Origin of the sequence: Kitasatospora sp. NBC_01250 (assembly GCF_036226465.1) — a bacterium.
In the GTDB taxonomy this organism is placed as follows: Bacteria; Actinomycetota; Actinomycetes; order Streptomycetales; family Streptomycetaceae; genus Kitasatospora.
In genome coordinates this window covers 2,216,753-2,235,971 of the sequence record NZ_CP108476.1, presented here as the reverse complement: position 1 = coordinate 2,235,971, position 19,219 = coordinate 2,216,753, and the positions used below count along the sequence as shown (strand labels likewise).

19 protein-coding genes are annotated in these 19,219 nt (G+C 75.0%); 10 read left to right on the top strand and 9 right to left on the bottom strand.

All coding sequences use genetic code 11. The features are described 5' to 3' along the window. The first annotated feature begins 5 nt into the window (after positions 1-5). The gene (locus OG500_RS09145) at positions 6-743 is read left to right on the top strand and encodes a peptidyl-tRNA hydrolase (RefSeq protein ID WP_329578471.1); all 738 of its coding nucleotides are present in this window, start codon (positions 6-8) and stop codon (positions 741-743) included. Positions 744-935: 192 nt separating this feature from the next. On the opposite strand, the gene OG500_RS09140 is transcribed toward OG500_RS09145, so the two are convergent. The 3 genes from OG500_RS09140 to OG500_RS09130 all read right to left on the bottom strand — a co-directional run bounded on the left by OG500_RS09140 (position 936) and on the right by OG500_RS09130 (position 3,627). Then, complete coding sequence (locus tag OG500_RS09140; RefSeq protein WP_329578468.1) at positions 936-1,823, bottom strand: alpha/beta fold hydrolase; 888 nt, start codon at positions 1,821-1,823, stop codon at positions 936-938. A 290-nt stretch (positions 1,824-2,113) separates the two neighbouring features. Continuing rightward, on the bottom strand, positions 2,114-2,890 hold the full coding sequence (locus OG500_RS09135) for an SDR family NAD(P)-dependent oxidoreductase (protein ID WP_327066008.1): 777 nt from the start codon (positions 2,888-2,890) through the stop codon (positions 2,114-2,116). Next, the gene (locus tag OG500_RS09130; RefSeq protein WP_329578465.1) at positions 2,887-3,627 is read right to left on the bottom strand and encodes a DUF998 domain-containing protein; all 741 of its coding nucleotides are present in this window, start codon (positions 3,625-3,627) and stop codon (positions 2,887-2,889) included. The genes OG500_RS09135 and OG500_RS09130 overlap by 4 nt, the downstream gene beginning before the upstream one ends. Positions 3,628-3,665: 38 nt before the next feature. On the opposite strand from OG500_RS09130, the gene OG500_RS09125 reads away from it, so the two are divergent. Then, positions 3,666-4,274 carry a TetR/AcrR family transcriptional regulator gene (locus tag OG500_RS09125; RefSeq protein ID WP_329578462.1) on the top strand — a complete coding sequence of 203 codons (609 nt, stop codon included), beginning with the start codon at positions 3,666-3,668 and terminating at the stop codon, positions 4,272-4,274. Positions 4,275-4,409: 135 nt separating this feature from the next. Here OG500_RS09125 and OG500_RS09120 read toward each other — a convergent pair whose 3' ends face one another. Genes OG500_RS09120 through modA form a run of 3 tightly spaced genes read right to left on the bottom strand, consistent with a single transcriptional unit; the run spans position 4,410 to position 7,145 of the window. Further along, positions 4,410-5,489, bottom strand: coding sequence for an ABC transporter ATP-binding protein (locus tag OG500_RS09120; RefSeq protein ID WP_327066005.1), 1,080 nt, complete (start codon positions 5,487-5,489; stop codon positions 4,410-4,412). Then, complete coding sequence (gene modB, locus OG500_RS09115) at positions 5,486-6,289, bottom strand: molybdate ABC transporter permease subunit (protein ID WP_327066004.1); 804 nt, start codon at positions 6,287-6,289, stop codon at positions 5,486-5,488. The genes OG500_RS09120 and modB overlap by 4 nt, the downstream gene beginning before the upstream one ends. Positions 6,290-6,299: 10 nt before the next feature. Beyond that, complete coding sequence (modA, locus tag OG500_RS09110) at positions 6,300-7,145, bottom strand: molybdate ABC transporter substrate-binding protein (RefSeq protein WP_329578458.1); 846 nt, start codon at positions 7,143-7,145, stop codon at positions 6,300-6,302. Between the two features lie 348 nt (positions 7,146-7,493). On the opposite strand from modA, the gene OG500_RS09105 reads away from it, so the two are divergent. The 3 genes from OG500_RS09105 to OG500_RS09095 all read left to right on the top strand — a co-directional run bounded on the left by OG500_RS09105 (position 7,494) and on the right by OG500_RS09095 (position 10,416). After that, positions 7,494-8,561 (top strand): RNA ligase (ATP), encoded by a 1,068-nt coding sequence (locus OG500_RS09105; protein ID WP_327066002.1) that lies wholly within the window; start codon positions 7,494-7,496, stop codon positions 8,559-8,561. A gap of 81 nt (positions 8,562-8,642) precedes the next feature. Continuing rightward, the gene (locus OG500_RS09100) at positions 8,643-9,668 is read left to right on the top strand and encodes a hypothetical protein (RefSeq protein ID WP_327066001.1); all 1,026 of its coding nucleotides are present in this window, start codon (positions 8,643-8,645) and stop codon (positions 9,666-9,668) included. A 76-nt stretch (positions 9,669-9,744) separates the two neighbouring features. Next, complete coding sequence (locus OG500_RS09095; RefSeq protein WP_329578454.1) at positions 9,745-10,416, top strand: response regulator transcription factor; 672 nt, start codon at positions 9,745-9,747, stop codon at positions 10,414-10,416. Between the two features lie 57 nt (positions 10,417-10,473). Here OG500_RS09095 and OG500_RS09090 read toward each other — a convergent pair whose 3' ends face one another. After that, positions 10,474-10,941 carry a nuclear transport factor 2 family protein gene (locus OG500_RS09090; protein WP_329578452.1) on the bottom strand — a complete coding sequence of 156 codons (468 nt, stop codon included), beginning with the start codon at positions 10,939-10,941 and terminating at the stop codon, positions 10,474-10,476. Positions 10,942-11,165: 224 nt separating this feature from the next. Here OG500_RS09090 and OG500_RS09085 point away from each other — a divergent pair, with 224 nt between their 5' ends. The 5 genes from OG500_RS09085 to OG500_RS09065 all read left to right on the top strand — a co-directional run bounded on the left by OG500_RS09085 (position 11,166) and on the right by OG500_RS09065 (position 17,386). Beyond that, positions 11,166-12,101: a TIGR03619 family F420-dependent LLM class oxidoreductase gene (locus tag OG500_RS09085; protein ID WP_329578450.1), complete on the top strand. Its 936-nt coding sequence runs from the start codon at positions 11,166-11,168 to the stop codon at positions 12,099-12,101. A 17-nt stretch (positions 12,102-12,118) separates the two neighbouring features. Then, complete coding sequence (locus tag OG500_RS09080; protein ID WP_329578448.1) at positions 12,119-13,600, top strand: MFS transporter; 1,482 nt, start codon at positions 12,119-12,121, stop codon at positions 13,598-13,600. 68 nt (positions 13,601-13,668) lie between these two features. Continuing rightward, positions 13,669-14,361, top strand: coding sequence for an HAD family hydrolase (locus OG500_RS09075; protein ID WP_329578446.1), 693 nt, complete (start codon positions 13,669-13,671; stop codon positions 14,359-14,361). 140 nt (positions 14,362-14,501) lie between these two features. Then, the gene (locus OG500_RS09070; RefSeq protein ID WP_329578443.1) at positions 14,502-15,863 is read left to right on the top strand and encodes a diaminobutyrate--2-oxoglutarate transaminase family protein; all 1,362 of its coding nucleotides are present in this window, start codon (positions 14,502-14,504) and stop codon (positions 15,861-15,863) included. After that, positions 15,860-17,386 carry a pyridoxal phosphate-dependent decarboxylase family protein gene (locus OG500_RS09065; protein WP_329578440.1) on the top strand — a complete coding sequence of 509 codons (1,527 nt, stop codon included), beginning with the start codon at positions 15,860-15,862 and terminating at the stop codon, positions 17,384-17,386. The genes OG500_RS09070 and OG500_RS09065 overlap by 4 nt, the downstream gene beginning before the upstream one ends. 65 nt (positions 17,387-17,451) lie before the next feature. On the opposite strand, the gene OG500_RS09060 is transcribed toward OG500_RS09065, so the two are convergent. Next, positions 17,452-18,255, bottom strand: coding sequence for an inositol monophosphatase family protein (locus OG500_RS09060; RefSeq protein ID WP_329587465.1), 804 nt, complete (start codon positions 18,253-18,255; stop codon positions 17,452-17,454). Between the two features lie 182 nt (positions 18,256-18,437). Further along, positions 18,438-19,193: a MerR family transcriptional regulator gene (locus OG500_RS09055; protein ID WP_327065993.1), complete on the bottom strand. Its 756-nt coding sequence runs from the start codon at positions 19,191-19,193 to the stop codon at positions 18,438-18,440. Positions 19,194-19,219 lie beyond the last annotated feature (26 nt).

Sequence of the window (19,219 nt, the reverse complement as noted above, 5' to 3'; positions counted from 1 at the left end):
TCCAGGTGACCTCACCGTTCGACGCCCCGAGCCCCGCCGCCGACCCCGTGGACCGCGACGCCCGGCCGCAGTACGTGCTGCCGCTGGTCGTCCGGCTGGAGAAGAGCGAGCCGCCCGCCCGCACCGACGCCCTGGAGACCTCGGCCCGCGCGGTGCTCACCTTCCTCGCCGACGAGCGGGTGAGCGGCGAGGGCGAGTGGGCCGAGGCGGTGGCGGCCTGGGAGGACGCCCGGATCCGCAAGGTGGTGCGGCGGGCCCGCGGCGGCGAGTGGCGCAAGGCCGGCGAGCTGCCCGGCATCACCGTCACCGGTGGCAGCGCCGAGGTGCGGGTCTTCCCGCCGATCCCGCTGGACGGCTGGCCCAAGGAGCTGGCCAAGCTCCAGGTCTCCGGCACCGAGCTGAGCGACCCCGAGGACTGGCAGCCGCCCGCCCCCGATCCGGAGCTGCCGGTGCTCTGGCTCAACCCCGAGCTGAAGATGAGCGCCGGGAAGACGATGGCGCAGACCGGCCACGCCGCCCAGCTCGCCTGGTGGCGGCTGGACGGGACGCAGCGCAAGGAGTGGGCCGAGAACGGCTTCGCGCTCGCCGTGCGCACCGCCGACCCGGCCCGCTGGGCGGAACTGACCTCCGGCGACCTGCCGGTGGTCCACGACGCCGGCTTCACCGAGATCGCCCCCGGGCCGACTGTCGCCGTAGAGGGGGGCGAGCGCTACTGCCCCACCCCGCGCCTTCGGCGCCCGTGAGCAGTACGCCACGACTCGCCGGTACCTGGAAGGCGGCGGCCCCGCGAGTTCACCGGCTGCGGCATGCTGACGCTGCGCGCCTCGCACCGGGTCGAGGACCCGGAACCGACCCGTACTCCGTCGAACGTGTGGCGCCGGCGCCGGAGGGTTCCCGGCAGGCTTGCCGCCTGCCGGGAACGCATCGGTCTTCTGTCAGCGGGCGGTGGCCCGGGCAGCCTGTTCGATCAGGTCGGTGACTGCGCCGGGCTTGGTGAGCATGATCAGGTGGGGGCCGTTGGCCTCGACGGTGTGCGCGTGGGCCCGGGTGGCCATGAACTCTTCGAGGGCCGGGGCGATGGCGTGGTCGCCTTCGGCCACCATGTACCACGACGGGATCGTCTGCCACGCCGGTGTGCCGGAGGTCTCGGTCACCGCGGCGAGGCTCAGCGGCCGCTGCTCGGCGGCCAGCGCCTCCTCCTGGTCGAGCGGGAGCTCGTTGTCCAGGAAGACGCCGGGGTACCGGGTCGGGTCGATGGTCAGCTCCGTCCCGGTGGTGCCGCCGGGACCCGGGTAGCTCGTCGCGATGACGGGGAGCGCGGGGATGGTCCTGCCCAGCTGCGAGCCGTTGAGGCCGGCCAGCGAGTCGCCCTGGGCCGGTGCGAAGGCGGCGATGTAGACCAGTGCCTTGACCTCGGGGTCGCCCTGGACGGCGTTGGTGATCACGGCGCCGCCGTAGGAGTGGCCCACCAGGATGACCGGGCCCTGGATCTGTTCCAGGACGCTGTGGATGTACTGCGCGTCGGAGTCCAGGCCGCGCAGCGGGTTCGGCGGCGCCTTGACGGGGAAACCGGCCGCCTCCAGCCGTTCGACGACCGGGGTCCAGCCGGCGGCGTCCGCCCACGCGCCGTGCACCAGCACGATGGTGGGCTTGGCGCCGTGCCAGTCCGCGAGGGCCCGGGTCTGGGCCGAGAGGGCCTGGGCCTGTACCGCGTTGGCCTGGGACGCCCTGGCCTGGGCGTTGGAGGTGAGCGCGACCGTCGACAGCCCGGAGGCCGCGAGTGCCGCCGCGACCAGGCCGGCGATCCGTGCGTTGCGTTTCATCGCAGTTTCTCTCCCGCTTCGGTGGGGGTTGGGTCGTGCGATTGCGACGTCGGCTCCGTCCGGGGCCGGCGCCCACGGTGCCGCGAGTCGAACTCGCGGCACCGCGCTGTGTTTTCGGACATTCCTCGCCCCCGCGGGCCGCGGAGGCCCGCCGTCGACCGCAGGCGCCGCGCCATGGATCGTCGAAGCCTGCTCAGAGGCTCGGAATGCACCACGGCACCGGCTCGCTCCGGGGGATCGACGGCTCGATCGGCCATGCGCAGGGCGCGCCGACCGGCCCGTCCGTGGCCCTATCGGGCGGCCAGGTATCCCCCGTCGACCGGAAGGGTCACGCCGTGGATGTGCGTGGCCCGGCTGCTGGTCAGGAACACGACCGCGTCGGCGACCTCGTCGGAGGTGCCCGGGCGGCCGTGCGGGGTGGTGGCCGTGTAGCCGCGCAGCGCGTCGTGGAAGGCGGCGTTCTCCTCGGTCATCGTCGGTCCGGGCGCCACCGCGTTGACCCGGATGCCCTTGGAGGCCAGTTCCGCTGCCCACGACGCGGTCAGCGAGTGGAGCGCGGCTTTGGTCGCTCCGTACAGTGCCGCGACGGACATGCCGATCGCGCCGTTGATCGACCCGACGTTGACGACCGCACCGCCGCCGGCCTCGATCATGGCCGGGACCAGGGCCGCGGTCAGCAGGGCCGGCGCCTTGATGTTCACCGCCAGGGCCAGGTCCGCCAGTTGCTCGTCGACCTCGGTGAGCGACTGCGCGGGGATGAGCAGCGCCGCGTTGTTGACCAGCACGTCGATCGGTCCGCCCGCCGCCTCGGCCGCGGCCTGGGCCAGACGCGTGGCCGCCCGGGCTCCGTCGGCCAGGTCGGCGCGCACGAAGTGCGCCGCGCCGCCGACCGAGCGGATCTCGGTCACCACCTTGTCGCCGGCGTCCTTGTTACGGCCGCAGACCACCACGGTGGCGCCCTCACGGGCCAAGGCCGTGGCGATCGACCGGCCGATGCCGGAGGTCGAGCCGGTGACCAGGGCGCGACGGCCGGCCAGACGCGCCACGGAGTGCGGAACAGCCGTCATGATGCGAGCCTTTCAGGGGAGTTGGGCACAGAAGGAAGGGTGCGCTGACGCGGCGGACGGATCAGCAGGATCCCCCCGAGCAGCAGCTCGAATGCCAGAATCGTGTACACCGCGATGCGTTCGGGCACTCCTCCGTAGGAGTCGTAGAGCGGCCGGTCGGCCTGAAGGAGCACGAATGCGGCCAGGCCGAGGACCCCGAGCGCGGTGCCGGCCGCGCGCAGCCACCGGGGGGCGCCCAAGGCTGCGCCGCCTGTGCCGACCAGGATCGGGAGCACGTTGCCGGCGATGATGGTGGCGGCCGCGCCGATGCTGTGGACCACGATCACGCCGTTGTGCAGGGCGGCGGAGGATTCGTGGCAGAAGCCGACGAGGATCACGCCCACGCCGTGGGCGATCGCCAGCCCGAGCAGCGCCCGTCTGAACCGTCCCGCGTTCACGGCGGCGAGCAGCAGCACACCGGCTGCGATGAACAGTGCTCCCTGGGCGATGAACGCGGTGTCCATCACCAGGTGCAGCGGCGAGTCGACCAGTCGGCCCTGGAACACGTCTCCGGGGACCGGGTTGCCCAGGTCGCTGATGAAGTCGACGGCGTAGTTGTAGGAAGGGTTGTGCCAGGCCGCGGCGGCGACGTACTCCAGCGCCGCGTACTGCACGGCGGCGAGTACGAGGAGTGCTCCGGCGCCGCGTATGCGGGCTACGAGGTTTTGGACTTTCACGTCCATGAGGCTGGCACGCAAAATTTGGACTATCAAGTCCAGAAAGCTAGGCTTGCTTCATGCCCACACCCAAGGGAGAAGCGACCAAGGCCCGCATCGTCGAGGCCGCAGCGGACCTGCTGATCACCGCGAACGACATCAACCTCGACGAGGTCATGCGACTGACCCGCACCAGCAAGGGGCAGGTGTTCCACTACTTCCCCGACGGGAAGGAGGAACTGCGCCGCGCGGCCGCCCAGTGCCACCTCGCCCGACTGACCCAGGCCGAGGCACCTGCGGTGCCGCTGGCCACCTGGCAGGACTGGGAGTCGTGGATCGAGCAGATCCTGCGGCTGCACGAGCAGCAGGGGCGCGACGACGCCTGCGAGGTCGCAGCCCTGGCGGGCCGGGCGCTGGACACCGACCGGATCACCCGGGACCTGGTCGGCCGGATGTACGAACAGTGGGCTGCCGAGCTACGGGAGCAGCTCACTGCCATGCAGGCGAGCGGCCTGCTGCGCGAAGGAACCCCCGTCACCGAACTCGCCTCCATGATGCTCGCCGTACTCCAGGGCGGCGCGGTCATCGACAAGGCGACCGGATCCCATCAGCACCTCGCCCGCGCACTGCGGCAGGCCCTCGTCCTGCTCCGCTCCTACGCCGCAAAGCAGCCGGGTGGCGAAGGCTGAAGATGTCTGCCGGGATCTCGCCGCCGTTATCCGGGCTGGGGCTTCCGGTGTAGTCGAGCAGTTCGTGGGTCGTGCAGGTTCGGGTGGGGTGCTCGGCGACGAGGTCGATCCGCTGCCGAGCCCTCCGGAGCCCGGTCAGGCCGGGTAGGCGTGGGTCTGCGCCGCCTTCACCGAGACCCAGACCCGCGTGCCCTGGCCGAGGTCCAGCTCGGCGGCGGCCGCCGGGGTGAGGTCGGCGGCCAGTGGCAGCGTCCCGGTCAGCTCGGCGCGCACCTGGTCGCCGTGCAGGTCGAGCCCGGCCACCGTCAGCTCCCAGACGTTGCGGGCGCTGCTGGTGGGCCGCTCCCGGTAGAGGGTCACGGCGCCCGGGGCGAAGGCCACGAAGGCCGGCCCGGACACCTCCTCGGCCGCCGCCACCACCACGCCGTCCGGCAGCCGCACCGCGTGGCCCTCGCCGGTGCCCTGGTAGAGGTTCAGGCCCACCAGCCGGGCGATGTAGTCGGTGCGCGGGCGGCGCGCCACCTCGGCCGGGCTGCCGGACTGCACCTCGCCGCCGTCCTCGATCACCACCAGCCGGTCGGCCAGCACCATCGCGTCCAGCGGATCGTGGGTGACCAGCACCGCCACCGCCTCGAACTCGGCCAGGTGCCGGCGCAGTTGGGCCCGCACGTCGAGCCGGGTGCGGGCGTCCAGCGCGGCCAGCGGCTCGTCGAGCAGCAGCAGCCGGGGCCGCACCGCCAGCGCCCGGGCGAGCGCGACCCGCTGCGCCTGCCCGCCGGAGAGCCGGCCCGGGCGGGCCTCGGCGTGCTCCGCCAGGCCCATCCGCTCCAGCCACTCGCGGGCCAGGGCCCGCGACTCCCGCTTCGAGCGGCCCTGGCAGCGCGGGCCGAAGCCGACGTTGTCGAGCGCGCTCAGGTGCGGGAAGAGCAGGTAGTCCTGGAAGACCACGCCGACCGGGCGGCGCTCGGCGGGCGTGTGCCGCCCGGCCGCCGGGTCCTCCAGCAGCTCGCCGTCCAGGCGCAGGTGCCCGTCGCCCAGCGGCAGCAGACCGGCCAGCGCGCGCAGTGCGGTCGACTTGCCGGCGCCGTTCGGGCCGAGCAGCGCGATCACCTCGCCGGGGGCGGCCCGCAGCGCGAGGTCGAGGGTGAAGCCGGGGCGCTCGACCCGCAGGTGGGCGTCGAGTCCTGGCCCGCTGCCGGGTTGCGGTCCGGTCATGGTGTGCTCATCCAGCGTCCGCGCAGCCCCGCCAGGACCGCGATCGAGACCGCGAGCAGCACCAGACTGAGCGCGATCGCCGCTTCGGGATCGTTCTCCATCGCCAGGTAGACCGCCAGCGGCATGGTCTGGGTGGTGCCGGGGAAGTTCCCGGCGAAGGTGATGGTGGCGCCGAACTCGCCCAGCGCCCGCGCCCAGGCCAGTACCGCGCCCGCGCCCACCCCGGGCGCGATCAGCGGCAGCGTGACCCGGCGGAACGCGGTCAGCCGGGAGGCGCCCAGGGTGGCGGCGGCCTCCTCGTAGCGCGGGTCGGCGGCGCGCAGCGCACCCTCCACGCTGATCACCAGGAACGGCATCGCCACGAAGGCCTCGGCGACCACCACACCGGGCGTGGTGAAGGGCAGCGTGATGCCGAAGGCGGAGTCCAGCCAGCGCCCGACGATCCCGTTGCGCCCCAGCACCAGCAGCAGCGCCACGCCGCCGACCACCGGCGGCAGCACCAGCGGCAGCGTCACCAGCGCCCGGATCAGCCGCCGCCCGGGGAACTCGGTGCGCGCCAGCAGCCAGGCCAGCGGCACCCCGAGGACCAGCGACACCGCCGTGGCGGCGGTGGCGCAGATCAGCGAGAGCCGCAGCGCCTGCCAGACCTCGGCGCTGGCCAGCTGCCCGGGCAGCGCCCGCCAGGGCGCGCGGATCACCAGCCCGAGCAGCGGCAGCACCAGGAAGAGCAGCCCGAGCAGGGCCGGCAGCAGCAGGGCGAACGGGATGCGGGCCGAACCGCGGCGGCGCACGCCCGTCACCGGTGGGCCGTCACGAGGCGGACGGCGCCGGGGAGGAGGCGCCGGCCGGGGTCTGGAAGCCGGCGGCGGTCAGCACCGCGATGCCCTCGGGCGACTCCACGTACTGGACGAAGGCCTTGGCCCCGGCCGCGTTGGGCGCCTTGGCCAGGTCGGCCATCGGGTAGTCGTTGATCGCCTGGGCGGCCTCGGGGAAGTTGACCCCGGCCACCTTGCCGCCGGCGGCCTTCACGTCGGTCTGGTAGACGATCGAGGCGTCCACCTCGCCCAGCTCGACCTTGGTCAGCGCGCTCTTCACGTCCTGCTCCAGCGAGACCGGCTTCAGGTCGACGCTGCCGGCCTTGAGCGCGGTGATCGCCGCCGCGCCGCACGGTACCTGCTGCGCGCAGAGCGCCACCTTGACGCCGGGGGCCGCGAGGTCCTTGAGCGAGGCGATGTGCTTCGGGTTGCCCTGGGGGACCGCGATCTCCAGGGTGTTGCGGACGAAGACCTTGGGGTCGCCCGCGTTGTCCTTGGCGTCGGTGACGGTCTTCATGGTGGCCGGCGAGGCGGCGGCGAAGACGTCGGCCGGGGCGCCGGAGACGATGCTCTGGGCCAGCGCGGAGCTGCCGCCGAAGTTGAACTTCACCGTGGTGCCGGGGTGGGCGGCCTCGAACTTCTTGCCGAGGTCGGTGAAGGTGTCCTGCAGCGAGGCCGCGGCGAAGACGGTGACGGTGCCGCTCACGGCGGGAACGGAGGAGCCCGTCGAGCCGCCGCTCGCGCTCGACTTCGCGCTGCTGCCGCAGGCGGTCAGGCCCCCGGCCAGCGCGAGCGCGGCCAGGGCGACGGCGGCGGTGCGGGTCCGGCTTGAGAACTGCATCGGGAATCCCCTCCTGCCGGTCCACGCGGGCCCGGCGGTGCGGTCAGGTGCGGGCCGGTCCACCGCACTGCGCGACGGAAGGGGGCGACCCTGGACCGGTGGCCACGTGCGGCAGGCTCCGCCGCGTTCCGCCGGAGGCCTGCCCGGGGGTTGCCGGGGGCCCAGCCGGGCTGGCGGTGGGTCTGCGGTGCTCGTATCTGCGGTCGTTGTGGCGATCATAGTGCCGCAGGTGCAAGCCTGAAATCCCTTGTGCCTTTGCACAGCGTGCTGGCCCCGGGTTCCCCCGTCCGGCTGTGCGAACCCGAAAACCGGTGGCAGCGGAACCCCGGCGACCAGCACAGTTGCCCAATGTCCACACTGCGGGTCACCGTCGAGCGGCTGACCATCCACGAACACCCGAACGCCGACGCGCTGGAGCTGGCCCAGGTCGGCCTCTACCGCGCGGTCGTCGCCAAGGGCGCCTACCGCACCGGCGAGTTCGCCCTCTACATACCCGAGCAGGCGGTGCTGCCCGCCGCGTTGATCGAGGAGCTGGGACTGACCGGCAAGCTGGCCGGCTCGGCGGCGGACCGGGTGCGCGCGGTGCGGCTGCGCGGAGAGCTCTCCCAGGGCATCGTCTGCCGCCCGCGCGCGCTGGCCGCCACCGACCTGGCCGCGGCCGCCGCCGAGGGGCGCGACTTCGCCGGGCAGTTGGGCATCACCAAGTGGCAGCCCCCGATCCCGACCGCGATGAACGGCGAGGTCGAGGCGGCTCCCGACCTGCTGCCCTGGGTCGACATCGAGAACCTGCAGCGCTTCCCGGACGTCTTCGAGGCGGGCGAGCCGGTGGTGCTGACCGAGAAGCTGCACGGCAGTTGCTGCCTGCTCACCTACCACGCCGCCACCGGCCGGGTGCAGGTCTCCTCCAAGGGCATCGGCGCCCAGCACCTGGCGCTGCGGGAGGACGGGCGCAACCTGTACTGGCGCGCGGTGCGGGCACACGGGGTGCCGGAGGTCGCCGCGCGGCTGGCCGAGCGGCTGGGCGCCGAGAGCGTCGGCGTCTTCGGCGAGGTCTTCGGCGCCGGGGTGCAGGACCTGACCTACGGCGCCTCCGGGCGCACTGAGCTGCCCGGCTACGCGGTCTTCGACGTCTCGGCCCTGATCGACGGTCAGCTGCGCTGGCTGCCGGCCGCCGAGCTGCTGACCGGCGAGCTGCCGCTGGTGCCGGAGGTGTGGCGCGGACCGTTCGACCCGGCCGTGGTGCTGGCCCACGCGGAGGGCCGCGAGACCGTCTCGGGCCGGGCGCTGCACCTGCGCGAGGGTGTGGTGGTGCGGCCGCAGCAGGAGCGGCACAGCCCGCTGCTCGGCGGCCGGGCGATCGCCAAGGTGGTCAGCGGGGCGTACCTGACCCGCAAGGGCGGCACCGAGTACGAGTAGCAGCGGCGCGTGGTGGGGGGCGACGCACCGGCCCGACGAGGAGTCAGGGGTCGGCCCGGAGTGGACCGTACGCTGACAAATATGATCACGCACGAGGAGTCGAAGGGCCGCGCGCCGGGGGCCGACCGCCGCTGGACCGAGTTGCTCGACAGCTACCGGCGCACCCGGGTGGCCGCTGCCGTGCGCGGGGGCGCGCGGGCGGCGGTCGAGCGCAGCGCCGTGCTGGGCCACGAACTGGCCCTCGGCGCACCGGCTCCGGTGGCCGCCGCCCTCTTCGACCCGGCGGCCGGCCTCGGTGCGGCGGGGGAGTCGGACGGCTGGGTGGGACCGCTCTGGGAGGTGCTGGCCGCCCGGCAGCCCTGGGCGGTGCTGGCCGCACTGCCGCTGCCGGAACCGGTGCGCACCCTGATGGCGCACACCCGGGTGCTGCTCGGCGAGGACCTGACGGGCGGGCGCCCCGCCGTGCCGCGGCCGCTCGGGGCCCCGGGCGGCCGGGCCGATCCGGGCGGGGCGCTCGCCGTGCCGCTGGTCCTGCAGCCCTGGGAGCAGGCCGGCTGGGAGGCGGCGGACCGGGTGACCGCCTACCGCGTCGACGGCGCGGCCACCCCGCACTTCCCGCTGCCCGACAGCCGCGAGGGGCTGGGCCCGACCCGGCTGCCCGAGCCCGGGCCGCCGCTGCCCGGCCCCGAGCAGCCCGCCACCGCCGCCCTGCGCGGCCTGTGCGGCTGGCTGGACGCCCGCTGCCTGCGCGGCACCGCCCCGCAGGCGGCCGCCCTGCTCGCGCCGGCCGCGCTGCGCGCCGAGGCGACCGCCGGCTACCTCCCGTTCGCCGCCGCCTATCCCGCGCTGGTGCGGGCCGGCTCGGGCGCCGGAGCCTACGGCCGCTCCGGCGGCGCGGCGAGGGGCCGCCTCGCCGTGTGGCAGGCGCTGGCCGCGATGGCCGATCCGGCCGGGCACTGCACGCTCGCCGAACTGCTCGCCCTGGTGGCCAGGCTGCGCTGCTTCACCTGGTGCGAGCCCGCCGACGAGGTGTGGCACCTGCACCTCGCCCTGGAGGACCCGGCCACCGGCCTGGCCTGGGCGGTCAGCGGCGGCGACTACGACTGAGCCGCTGACCCAGCGCGCCCGGAACCCCTAAGGTGGAGCCCGCCATGGGGAGCGGTCGGAATGGGGGGCCACGGGCGTGACGCGCGTGCTGGTGGTGGACGACCAGATGCTGATCAGAGCCGGGCTCGCGGCGCTGCTGCGCGCGGCGCCGGGGATGCAGGTGGTGGGGGAGGCCGCCGACGGCGCGCAGGCGGTGGCGCTGGCCGCCTCCGAGCGGCCCGACGTCGTGCTGATGGACGTCCGGATGCCGGGCATGGACGGCATCACCGCGACCGGGACGATCCTCGGCCGGGCGGCGGAGCCGAAGCCGCGGATCATCATCCTGACCACCTTCGACCTGGACGAGTACGTCTACTCCGCACTGCGGGCCGGCGCTGCCGGCTTCCTGCTCAAGGACACCCCGCCGGAGCGCCTGCTGACGGCGGTCTCGACGGTGGCGGCCGGTGACATGCTCTTCGCGCCCAGCGTGGTCTGCCGGCTGATCGAGGCCTACGCGCACCGGGCGGGCGGGCGGGCGGCCATGGCGCCGCCCGGCCTGGACCCGCTGACCAACCGGGAGCTGGACGTGCTGCGACTGGTCGGCCAGGGGCTGTCCAACCCGGAGATCGCCGGGCGGCTGGTGGTCAGCGTGGCCACGGTCAAGACCCATCTCAACCGGACCATGGCCAAGCTGAACCTGTCCAGCCGGGCCCAGGCGGTGGTGCTCGCCTACGAGAGCGGGCTGGTGATCCCGGGCGGCGCCGCCTGACGGTGGCTCAGCGGCGGCGGCCCAGCGGCGCCCTGTGACCCAGCGGCGCCCCGTGGCTCAGTGGTGCTCGTCCTGCTCCGCCTGCGCCGCCTGGGCGATCGCGAAGATCTCCCGGTTGCCGCTGGCCCAGAGCGCGGTCATCACGATGGACTCGATCTGCCAGGCGTCCTCCACCAGCCGCAGCCCGAACCGGTAACGCCCGCCCAGGGTGTAGGTGTTGTCGCCGAGCGCGAGGTCGACCACATGGGTGGCGTGGAAGTGCGCGGTGCAGATGGCCTGGTCGCCCTCGACGGTGACCAGGTGGTTGGTGAGGATGTGCTGGGTGGCCTTCATGCCGCCCAGCAGGGAGCGCCAGGAGGCGATCAGGTCGGCCCGGGAGACCTCGGCCGGGGCACCGGCGCCGAAGCTGGAGTAGTCCAGCGCCACCTTCTCGGCCATCACCTCGCCCAGTCTGTCCCAGGCCCGCAGGTCGGTGTACCAGCACATCCGAACGGTGGTCTCGATCACGTCATCGCGGGTGCTCACGTGGTCACTCCGAAGTGGTCGGCGGTCAGTCCCTTGGAGGCCCAATACACACCGCAGCTGATTGCCTGTCAACAACAACGTGTGCGCATAGTCACAAACTGACGTTCTCTCCGGCGGGACGTCCCCAGGTGTGGCTGTTCGGGCTCAGGGACCGGTGCTTGACGGACTGTCAGGACTAGTTTTACCTCGGACCATCACAGGCAGTCGTGAGCAAGGAGTGGCGAATGACCGGCGACCTGCTGCTCGGCGTAGGAGTACCCCAGTCCGGCGCCTGGGCCACCGCCGCGGGGCAGCTGCGGGTGGCCCGGCAGGCGGAGCGGCTCGGCTACCACTCGCTGTGGGCGTTCAGCCGGCTGCTGGTGCCGGTCGCCGAAGGCGGCGGCGGGGGCGGCGCGTTCTACAACGGCTCGGCCGAGCCGCTGATCAGCCTGGCCTATCTGGCGGGCGCCACCGAGCGGATCCGGCTGGGCCTGTCGGTGGTCAACGCGCCGTTCTTCGCGCCCGCGGTGCTGGCCAAGCAGCTGATCCAGCTCGACAACGCCTCCGGCGGCCGGCTGGACGCGGGCATCGCCCAGGGCTGGTCGGAGGCCGAGTACCTGGCGGCCGGGGTGCCGCCGGAGCGCCGGCTGGGCCGGACGCTGGAGTACCTGAAGGTGCTCCGATTGATGTGGGAGAACGAAGTCGCCGAATTCAAGGGCGAGTTCACCGAACTGCCGCGTACCCTGGTGCGTCCGCGCCCGGTCCAGCCGGCCTTCCCGCTGCTGCTCGGCGGCGCGGTGGACAAGGCCTTCGACCGGGCCGGCCGCCTCGCCCAGGGCTGGCTGAGCCCGGGCTCGGTGAGCACCGAGCTGGTGGCCCGGGCCTCGCGCGAGGTGCGGGCCGCCGCCGAGCGGGCGGGCAAGGACCCGGCGGCGGTGCGGATCGTGATCCGGGGCAAGGTTTTCTACGGCCCGAGCGAAGGTCCCGGGCGCGGGCTGCTGCACGGCGACGCCGACCAACTCCGCAGCGACCTGGCCCTGTTGCACGACCTCGGGGCCACCGAGGTGTTCCTGGACTTCAACTTCGACCCGCGGATCGTGGGCGACCAGGCGGATCCGGCGGCCTCGCTCGCCACGGTGACCGAGGCGCTGGCGGCGCTCGCGCCCGCGGGAGGCGGCTGACCGGGAGCGGTGGCACCGTGCTCCCCGCGCTCTTCCCCGGGCGGCGCTCCACCCACCGCACCCACCGCCCCGGCGTCGGTGTCACCCGGACCGCCGGGCCCGGTGCCGCCACGGTCGCCGCCGCCGTCCTCGGCCTGGGTTTCTTCCTCACCATCTCCGACACCACCCTGGTCAATGTCGCCCTGCCCGCCATCGGCCGGCACTGGCACGACGAGGTGACCGGGCCGCAGTGGGTCTCCGACGCCTACACCCTGGTCTTCGCGGCCCTGCTGCTGTGGGCCGGCACGCTGGCCGACCGGATCGGCGCCGTGCGGGCCTTCGGCACCGGCCTGGTGCTGTTCGGCGTCACCTCGGCGCTGTGCGGCCTGGCCCCCAGCCTCGGCGTGCTGATCGCCGCCCGGGCGGCGCAGGGGGCCGGCGCGGCGATCATGCTGCCGGCCTCGCTGGCCCTGGTCAGCCGGGCCTATCCCGATCCGGTCGAGCGGGCCCGGGCGATCACCCGGTGGATGGCCGGCGGCGGGGTGGCGATCGCGGTGGGCCCGGTCCTGGGCGGCGCGCTGACCAGCGGGCTCGGCTGGCGCTGGGTCTTCCTCGGCAGCTGCGCCGGCCTGCCGCTGGGGGTGCTGGCGCTGCTCGTCCTCGGCCGGGCCGCCCGGGCGGCCGGCGAGGGGGCGGTTTCCCCGCCAGGCGGGCGCAGACCCGACGGCCGGGCGCCGCTGGACCTGGGCGGGCAGGCGGCCATCGGGCTGGCGGTGGCGGTGCTGGTCTTCGCGGTGATCGACGGCGGCGCACACGGCTACGGCTCCCCGCGCACCGTGCTGGCACTGCTGCTCGCCGCCGCGCTCGGGACGGCCTTCGTACTGGTCGAACGGAGCCAGCCGCACCCCGCCGTCCCGCTCGCGTTCTTCCGCGACCCGGTGGTGGCGCTCTGCACCGCCACCGGCTTCGTGCTCAACTTCGCCTCCTACGGCCTGGTCTTCGTGCTGACCCTCTTCTTCCAGCAGGAGCGCGGCGCCTCGGCGCTGACCGCGGGCCTGCTGTTCATCCCGATGACCGCGCTGACCACGGTGGTCAACCTGGCCGCCGGTGCGCTGACCTGCCGGCGCGGGCCCAAGGTGCCGCTGATCCTGGGGCAGCTGGTCCAGGCGGGCGCGCTGCTCGCGCTGCTGTCCGTCGGACCGCACACCGGCACCGGGCCGCTGCTGCTCCTGCTGGTGCCGCTCGGGATCGGGGCGGGGCTGGCGGTGCCGCCGCTGACCTGCGCGATGCTGGCCGCGGTGGACACCGGGCGGGCCGGGCTGGCCTCGGGGATCCTCAACTCCGCCCGGCAGTTGGGCGGGGCGGTGGGGGTGGCGGTCTGCGGCGCGCTGATCGCCGCACCCGGGGGCTTCATGGCGGGGCTGCACATCGTGCTGCTGATCGGCGCCGCGCTGCTGCTGGCCGGCACGGCGGCGGTGGCGCTGCTGCTGCCGTCCGGCCGGGGCCGCCCGCCGGGGTGAACTGCGGCCCCCGCGACCGGAGCTGACACCCTTGCCAGTGCGGCTGATGCTGGGTCAGGATCGGCCGCATGATCAAGGGAATCATGTTCGATTTCTCCGGCACCCTCTTCCGGGTCGAGCCGACCGAGCGGTGGCTGGCGGCGGTGGCGGCTTCGGCGGGCCTGGAGCTGACGGCCGAGGAGCTGGCAGCGGGCGCGGCCCGGCTGACCGAGTACGGTGCGCTGCCCGGCGGCGCCGAGCCCCGGACCCTGCCGGCCGGGCTGGCGGCGGCGTGGGAGGCCAGGGACCTGAGCGCGGAGCAGCACCGGGCGGCGTACACCGGGCTGGCCAGGGCGGCCTGGGAGCCGGGGCGGGAGCTGGCCGACGCGCTGTACGACCGCCACATGACGCCGGAGGCCTGGCAGCCCTACCCCGACGCCGAGCCGGTGCTGCGCGAGCTGCGCCGGCGCGGCCTGCCGATCGCGGTGGTGAGCAACATCGGCTGGGACCTGCGCCCGGTCTTCCGCGGCCACGGGCTGGACGAGCTGGTCGACGCCTACCTGCTCTCCTGCGAGGTGGGGGCGAAGAAGCCGGATCCGGTGATCTTCAAGGCCGCCTGCGACCGGCTCGGCCTGGCGCCGGCCGACGTGCTGATGGTGGGCGACCACCGGACGCAGGACGGCGGCGCCGCGGCGCTCGGCTGCTCGCTGCTGCTGGTCGACCACCTGCCGGTGGAACGCCGGCCGGCCGGGCTGGCCCCGCTGCTCGACCTGCTCGACTGAAGCGGGGGGCGGACCCGTGACCCGCGGGCGCGGGCGTCGTTGACAACGGGGTGGCCCAGGGTGCCGGGGACGGTGGCTGACGGTACGTAAACTTAGGTTAGGCTAACCTAAGTTTACCGTCCCGCATCCTGGAGTCCACGGTGACCCTGACAGCCGAGTCCCCCCACCCCGTCGGCGACGCGATCCTGCGCCGTCAGCGGGTCCGCGAGTCCGCCGCCCGCACCTACGCGCGCTCCTTCCCGATCGTCCCCGTGCGCGCCAGCGGCATGACGGTGGAGGGCGCCGACGGCCGTCGCTACCTCGACTGCCTCTCCGGCGCCGGCACCCTCGCGCTCGGCCACAACCACCCCGTGGTGCTGGCCGCGATCCGCCGCACGCTGGACAGCGGCGCCCCGCTGCACCTGCTCGACCTGGCCACCGCCGAGAAGGACGACTTCACCACCGCGCTGCTGGAGAGCCTGCCGGCGCCGTTCGCGAACGACGCCCGGGTGCACTTCTGCAGCCCGGCCGGCACCGACGCGGTGGAGGCCGCGCTCAAGCTGATGCAGACCGCCACCGGGCGGCGCGGCGCGCTCGCCTTCACCGGTGCCTACCACGGCATGACGGCGGGCGCGCTCGCGGTGACCGGCAACGTCGCCGTCAAGGAGCCGCTGCCCAGCGGCGGCGAGGTCACCCGGCTGCCCTACCCGTACTCCTACCGCTGCCCGTTCGGGGTCGGCGGCGAGGCGGGCGAGCGGCTGGCCGCGGTCTACGCCGAGCGGCTGCTCGACGACCCGGCGGGCGGGGTGGTGCCGCCCGCCGCGATGATCGTGGAGGCGGTGCAGGGCGAGGGCGGCGCGGTGCCCGCGCCGGACGGCTGGCTGCGCGAGATGCGCCGGATCACCGCCGAGCGCGGCATCCCGCTGATCGTCGACGAGGTGCAGACCGGCGTCGGGCGGACCGGCGCGATGTGGGCGGTCGAGCACAGCGGCATCGTCCCCGACGCGATGGTGCTCTCCAAGGCGATCGGCGGCAGCCTGCCGCTCGCGGTGGTCGCCTACCGCGCGGAGTACGACGGCTGGCGCCCCGGCGCGCACACCGGCACCTTCCGCGGCAACACCCTCGCCATGGCGGCCGGCGCCGCCACCCTGCGCCACGTGGCGGCGAACGGCCTGGCCGCGCGGGCCGAGCAGGTCGGGCGGCGGCTGATGACCGAGCTGACGGCGCTCAAGGAGCGGCTGCCGGTGATCGGCGACGTCCGCGGACGCGGGCTGATGCTCGGCGTCGAACTCGTCGACCCGGCGGGCGGGCCGGACGCCGTCGGCTCCTGCCCGCCGGACCCGGCGCTGGCCGTGCGGGTCCGGGAGGCCTGCCTGGCCCGCGGACTGATCGTCGAGCTCGGCGGGCGGCACGACGCGGTGCTGCGCCTGCTGCCGCCGCTGACCATCACCGACGAACAGGCGGGGGCCGTGCTGGAGCGCCTCGCCGAGGCGATCGCGGCGGCGGCCGGGGACGGGTCGTGACCGGTCTGACGGAGCACCGGCACCGCGCGGTGGCCGTCGACCCGGCGGCGCTGGCCGGCGGCGAGCACGGGCCGACGGCGCTGCGCCCGCTGCTGGAGCAGGTGCTCGCGGCGCTGGCCGCCGGCGCCGCCCGGCGCGGCGGCCCGGTGACCGGCGGCGATCCGCGTGAGCTGGCCGAGCGGGTGGCCCGCGCCGCCCGGGCACCGAGCGGGGCCGGCGCGCTGGGCGCGCTCACCGAGCTGCTCGCCCACGGCGCCGCCGACCCGGCCGACCCCGCCTGCGCCGCCCATCTGCACTGCCCGCCGCTGGCCGTCGCGGTCGCCGCCGACCTCGCGGTCAGCGCGCTCAACCCCTCGCTGGACTCCTGGGACCAGGCGCCGGCCGCCACCGTGCTGGAGACCGAGCTGCTGGCCGAACTGGCGGCGCTGGTCGGCTACCGGCCGGACCGGGCCGCCGGGGTGCTCACCTCCGGCGGCACCGAGTCCAATCTGCTCGGTCTGCTGCTGGCCCGCGACCGGCTGCTGCCCGGACAGCCGGAGCTGACCGGGGTCGACCCCGCCCGCCGCCCGCGGGTCTTCGCCTCCCGGGCCGCCCACTTCTCCATCCAGCGCGCGGCGGCGGTGCTCGGCCTCGGCGAGCGGGCGGTGGTCCCCATCGAGGTCGACCGCGACCAGCGGATGGACCCGGGGGCGCTGGCCCGGGCGCTGACCGAGGCCCGGCGCGCGGGGCAGACCCCGCTCGCCGTGGTCGCCACCGCCGGCACCACCGACACCGGCGCGATCGACCCGCTGACCGCCTGCGCCGAGCTGGCCGCCGACCACGGTGCCTGGCTGCACGTGGACGCCGCGTACGGCGGCGGCGCGCTGCTCTCCGCGCGGCTGGCCCCGCTGCTGGCGGGCCTGGAACTCGCCGACTCGGTCTCGCTGGACTGGCACAAGCTGGGCTGGCAGCCGGTGGCCGCCGGGGTGTTCCTGGTCCGGCGGGCCGAGAGCTACGACTCGCTGGCCCGCCGCGCGGCCTACCTCAACCCGGCGGACGACGAGGAGGCGGGCTACCCGAGCCTGCTCGGCCGCTCGCTGCGCACCACCCGCCGGGCCGACGCGTTCTCGCTCGCGGTCACCCTGCGCACGCTCGGCCACGCGGGCCTGGGCGCCCTGGTCGACCGCTGCCGCGAGCTGGCCCTGGCGGCGGCCGGCGGGATCCGGGCCAGGGTGGAGCTGGAGCTGCACGGCGACCCGCTGCTGACCACCGTGCTCTTCCGCCAGCTGCCCGGCGACCCGGCCCGGCGGGCCGACCCGGCGGCCGTGGACGCCTTCAACGCCGCGCTGCGCCGGCGCCTGCTGGCCACCGGGCGGGCGGTCCTGGGGCGGACCGAACTGCCGTGCGCGGGTGGGAGGGCGGTGGCCGGACAGGTGCGGCTCAAGCTCACCCTGCTCAACCCGCAGGCCACCGAGGCGGACCTGGAGCGGCTGCTCGACCTGGTCGTCCTGACCGGCCGCGAGCTGGACCGGGCGGGGGAGTAGGGCCGGCCCGGAGGCCCGCGTGGTCTGCGGGTGGAGCGGCGAGGGCCGGGCCCGGCTCCCCGGGCTCAGTTCTCCAGGCCGAGCAGGAGCGCCCGGGTGCGCTCCCAGGTCTGCGGGTCGCAGGCGACCAGCAGTCCGTCCGCGCCGCCCGGCGGGTCGGCGCGGTAGGGGGTGCCGTCCAGCCGGGCCGAGACGCCGCCGGCCTCGCGCACCAGCAGCGAGCCGGGGGCGTGGTCCCAGGGGAGGGTGCGCCAGTACAGCAGGAAGTCCAACGCGCCGTCGGCGAGCAGCGGGTACTCCATGCCCGCCGCGCGCCGCCCCGGGGTCAGCTCGCCGAAGGCGCTGGAGTCGGGGGCGAGGCCGGGGAAGTGCTCCGGGCGGCGCAGGTAGGGCTTGACCGAGCCGCGCCAGCGGGCGGGGTCGGCGGGTGCCGGGGCCCGGGTCAGCCGGTGCCCGTCGCGCCAGGCGCCGGCGCCCAGCTCGGCGGCGTAGGCGGTGCGGGTCATCGGCTGCCAGATCCAGGCAGCCACCGCCTGGCCGTCGCGCACCAGCGAGGCCATCACAGCGAAGTCCGGCCGCCCGGCGACGAAGTTGGCGGTGCCGTCGACCGGGTCGACCAGCCAGCAGGCGGGCTCGTTGTGCAGCGCCAGGGCGAGCGCGGGGTCGGCGGCCACCGCCTCCTCGCCGACCACCGGCAGCGGCAGCAGCTCCTGCAGCCGACGGGTGATGATCGCCTCGGCCTCCCGGTCGGCGATGGTCACCACGTCGCCGGGGGCCTTCTCCATCACCTCGCCGGCCGCCAGCGCCCGGAAGCGCGGCTCGACGGCCTGGGCCGCGGCCTCGGTGAGGATCTCGGCCACCTTCTCCATCAGCACGCCGGTGCGCTCCCTTCACTCGGGACCACTCTCGCACGCCCGCACCGATCCGACCTGCGCCGACCAGGGAGTGGACCCGGGCCGTCCGAGGGGCGGCGGTGGTGCTGCGGTCAGCCGGTGGTGGACCGGCACACCATGGAGCGCTGGGCGGCGGCCCGCAGCTGGGACCTCTGAGGTCAGCGGCGGCGGCGCAGCACCTCGTCGTACTCGGCGTGCACCCGGCGGTCCAGGGCCAGGCCGAACTGGGCGTCCGCGACGGTGCGGGCCAGCGGGCGGATCCGGGTCAGCGCCTCGGTGAGGTGGGCGGCCTCGCCGGGCGGCAGCGGCTCCTCGCCGGCGAGCGCGCCGAGCAGCTGATCGCGGATCAGGCCGACGAAGACCTCGGCCACCGCGTCCGCGTACTCCTGCGCCTTGCGGCTGGCGTCCAGCACCGCGGCCAGCGGGATGCCCTCGGCGATCAGCGCGGTGGTGGCGTCCATCAGGCGGCGGCTGACGTGGGTGATGCCGTCCTCGGAGACGGTGATGTAACCCTGGGCCAGCGACTCGGCGGTGTTGGCCTCGGTGAGCTGGTCGCCGAAGGCCGTGCGCAGCTCGTCCCAGTCGAGCGAGACCGGGGTCTCGTCCGACCAGGGGGAGATGATGGCCGCCGCCAGGCCGATCAGCTCCGCGACGTCCCGCCCGCTCTCGCCCGCGCCGATCAGCTCCGCGATGCCGCCCAGGGTGTGGCCGCGCTCCAGGAGCTCGGCGATCACCCGTAGCCGGGCCAGGTGCGCCTCGCCGTACCAGGCGATCCGGCCCTCCCGGCGCGGCGGCGGCAGCAGTTTGCGCTCGCGGTAGAAGCGCAGCGTGCGGGTGGTGATGCCGGCGGCTGCGGCCAGCTCCGCCACCCGGTACTCGCGCGGGCCGGCCGCTTCGTTCTCGATCTCCGCCACGCCGTCAGCATAGGGCGCGGGGGCGG

Coding starts and splice junctions, on each gene's coding strand:
- OG500_RS09140 (WP_329578468.1), bottom strand. CDS start 1,823: ATGAAACGCAACGCACGGATCGCCGGCCTGGTCGCGGCGGCACTCGCG.
- OG500_RS09135 (WP_327066008.1), bottom strand. CDS start 2,890: ATGACGGCTGTTCCGCACTCCGTGGCGCGTCTGGCCGGCCGTCGCGCC.
- OG500_RS09125 (WP_329578462.1), top strand. CDS start 3,666: ATGCCCACACCCAAGGGAGAAGCGACCAAGGCCCGCATCGTCGAGGCC.
- OG500_RS09120 (WP_327066005.1), bottom strand. CDS start 5,489: ATGACCGGACCGCAACCCGGCAGCGGGCCAGGACTCGACGCCCACCTG.
- modA (WP_329578458.1), bottom strand. CDS start 7,145: ATGCAGTTCTCAAGCCGGACCCGCACCGCCGCCGTCGCCCTGGCCGCG.
- OG500_RS09105 (WP_327066002.1), top strand. CDS start 7,494: ATGTCCACACTGCGGGTCACCGTCGAGCGGCTGACCATCCACGAACAC.
- OG500_RS09100 (WP_327066001.1), top strand. CDS start 8,643: ATGATCACGCACGAGGAGTCGAAGGGCCGCGCGCCGGGGGCCGACCGC.
- OG500_RS09085 (WP_329578450.1), top strand. CDS start 11,166: ATGACCGGCGACCTGCTGCTCGGCGTAGGAGTACCCCAGTCCGGCGCC.
- OG500_RS09075 (WP_329578446.1), top strand. CDS start 13,669: ATGATCAAGGGAATCATGTTCGATTTCTCCGGCACCCTCTTCCGGGTC.
- OG500_RS09060 (WP_329587465.1), bottom strand. CDS start 18,255: ATGGAGAAGGTGGCCGAGATCCTCACCGAGGCCGCGGCCCAGGCCGTC.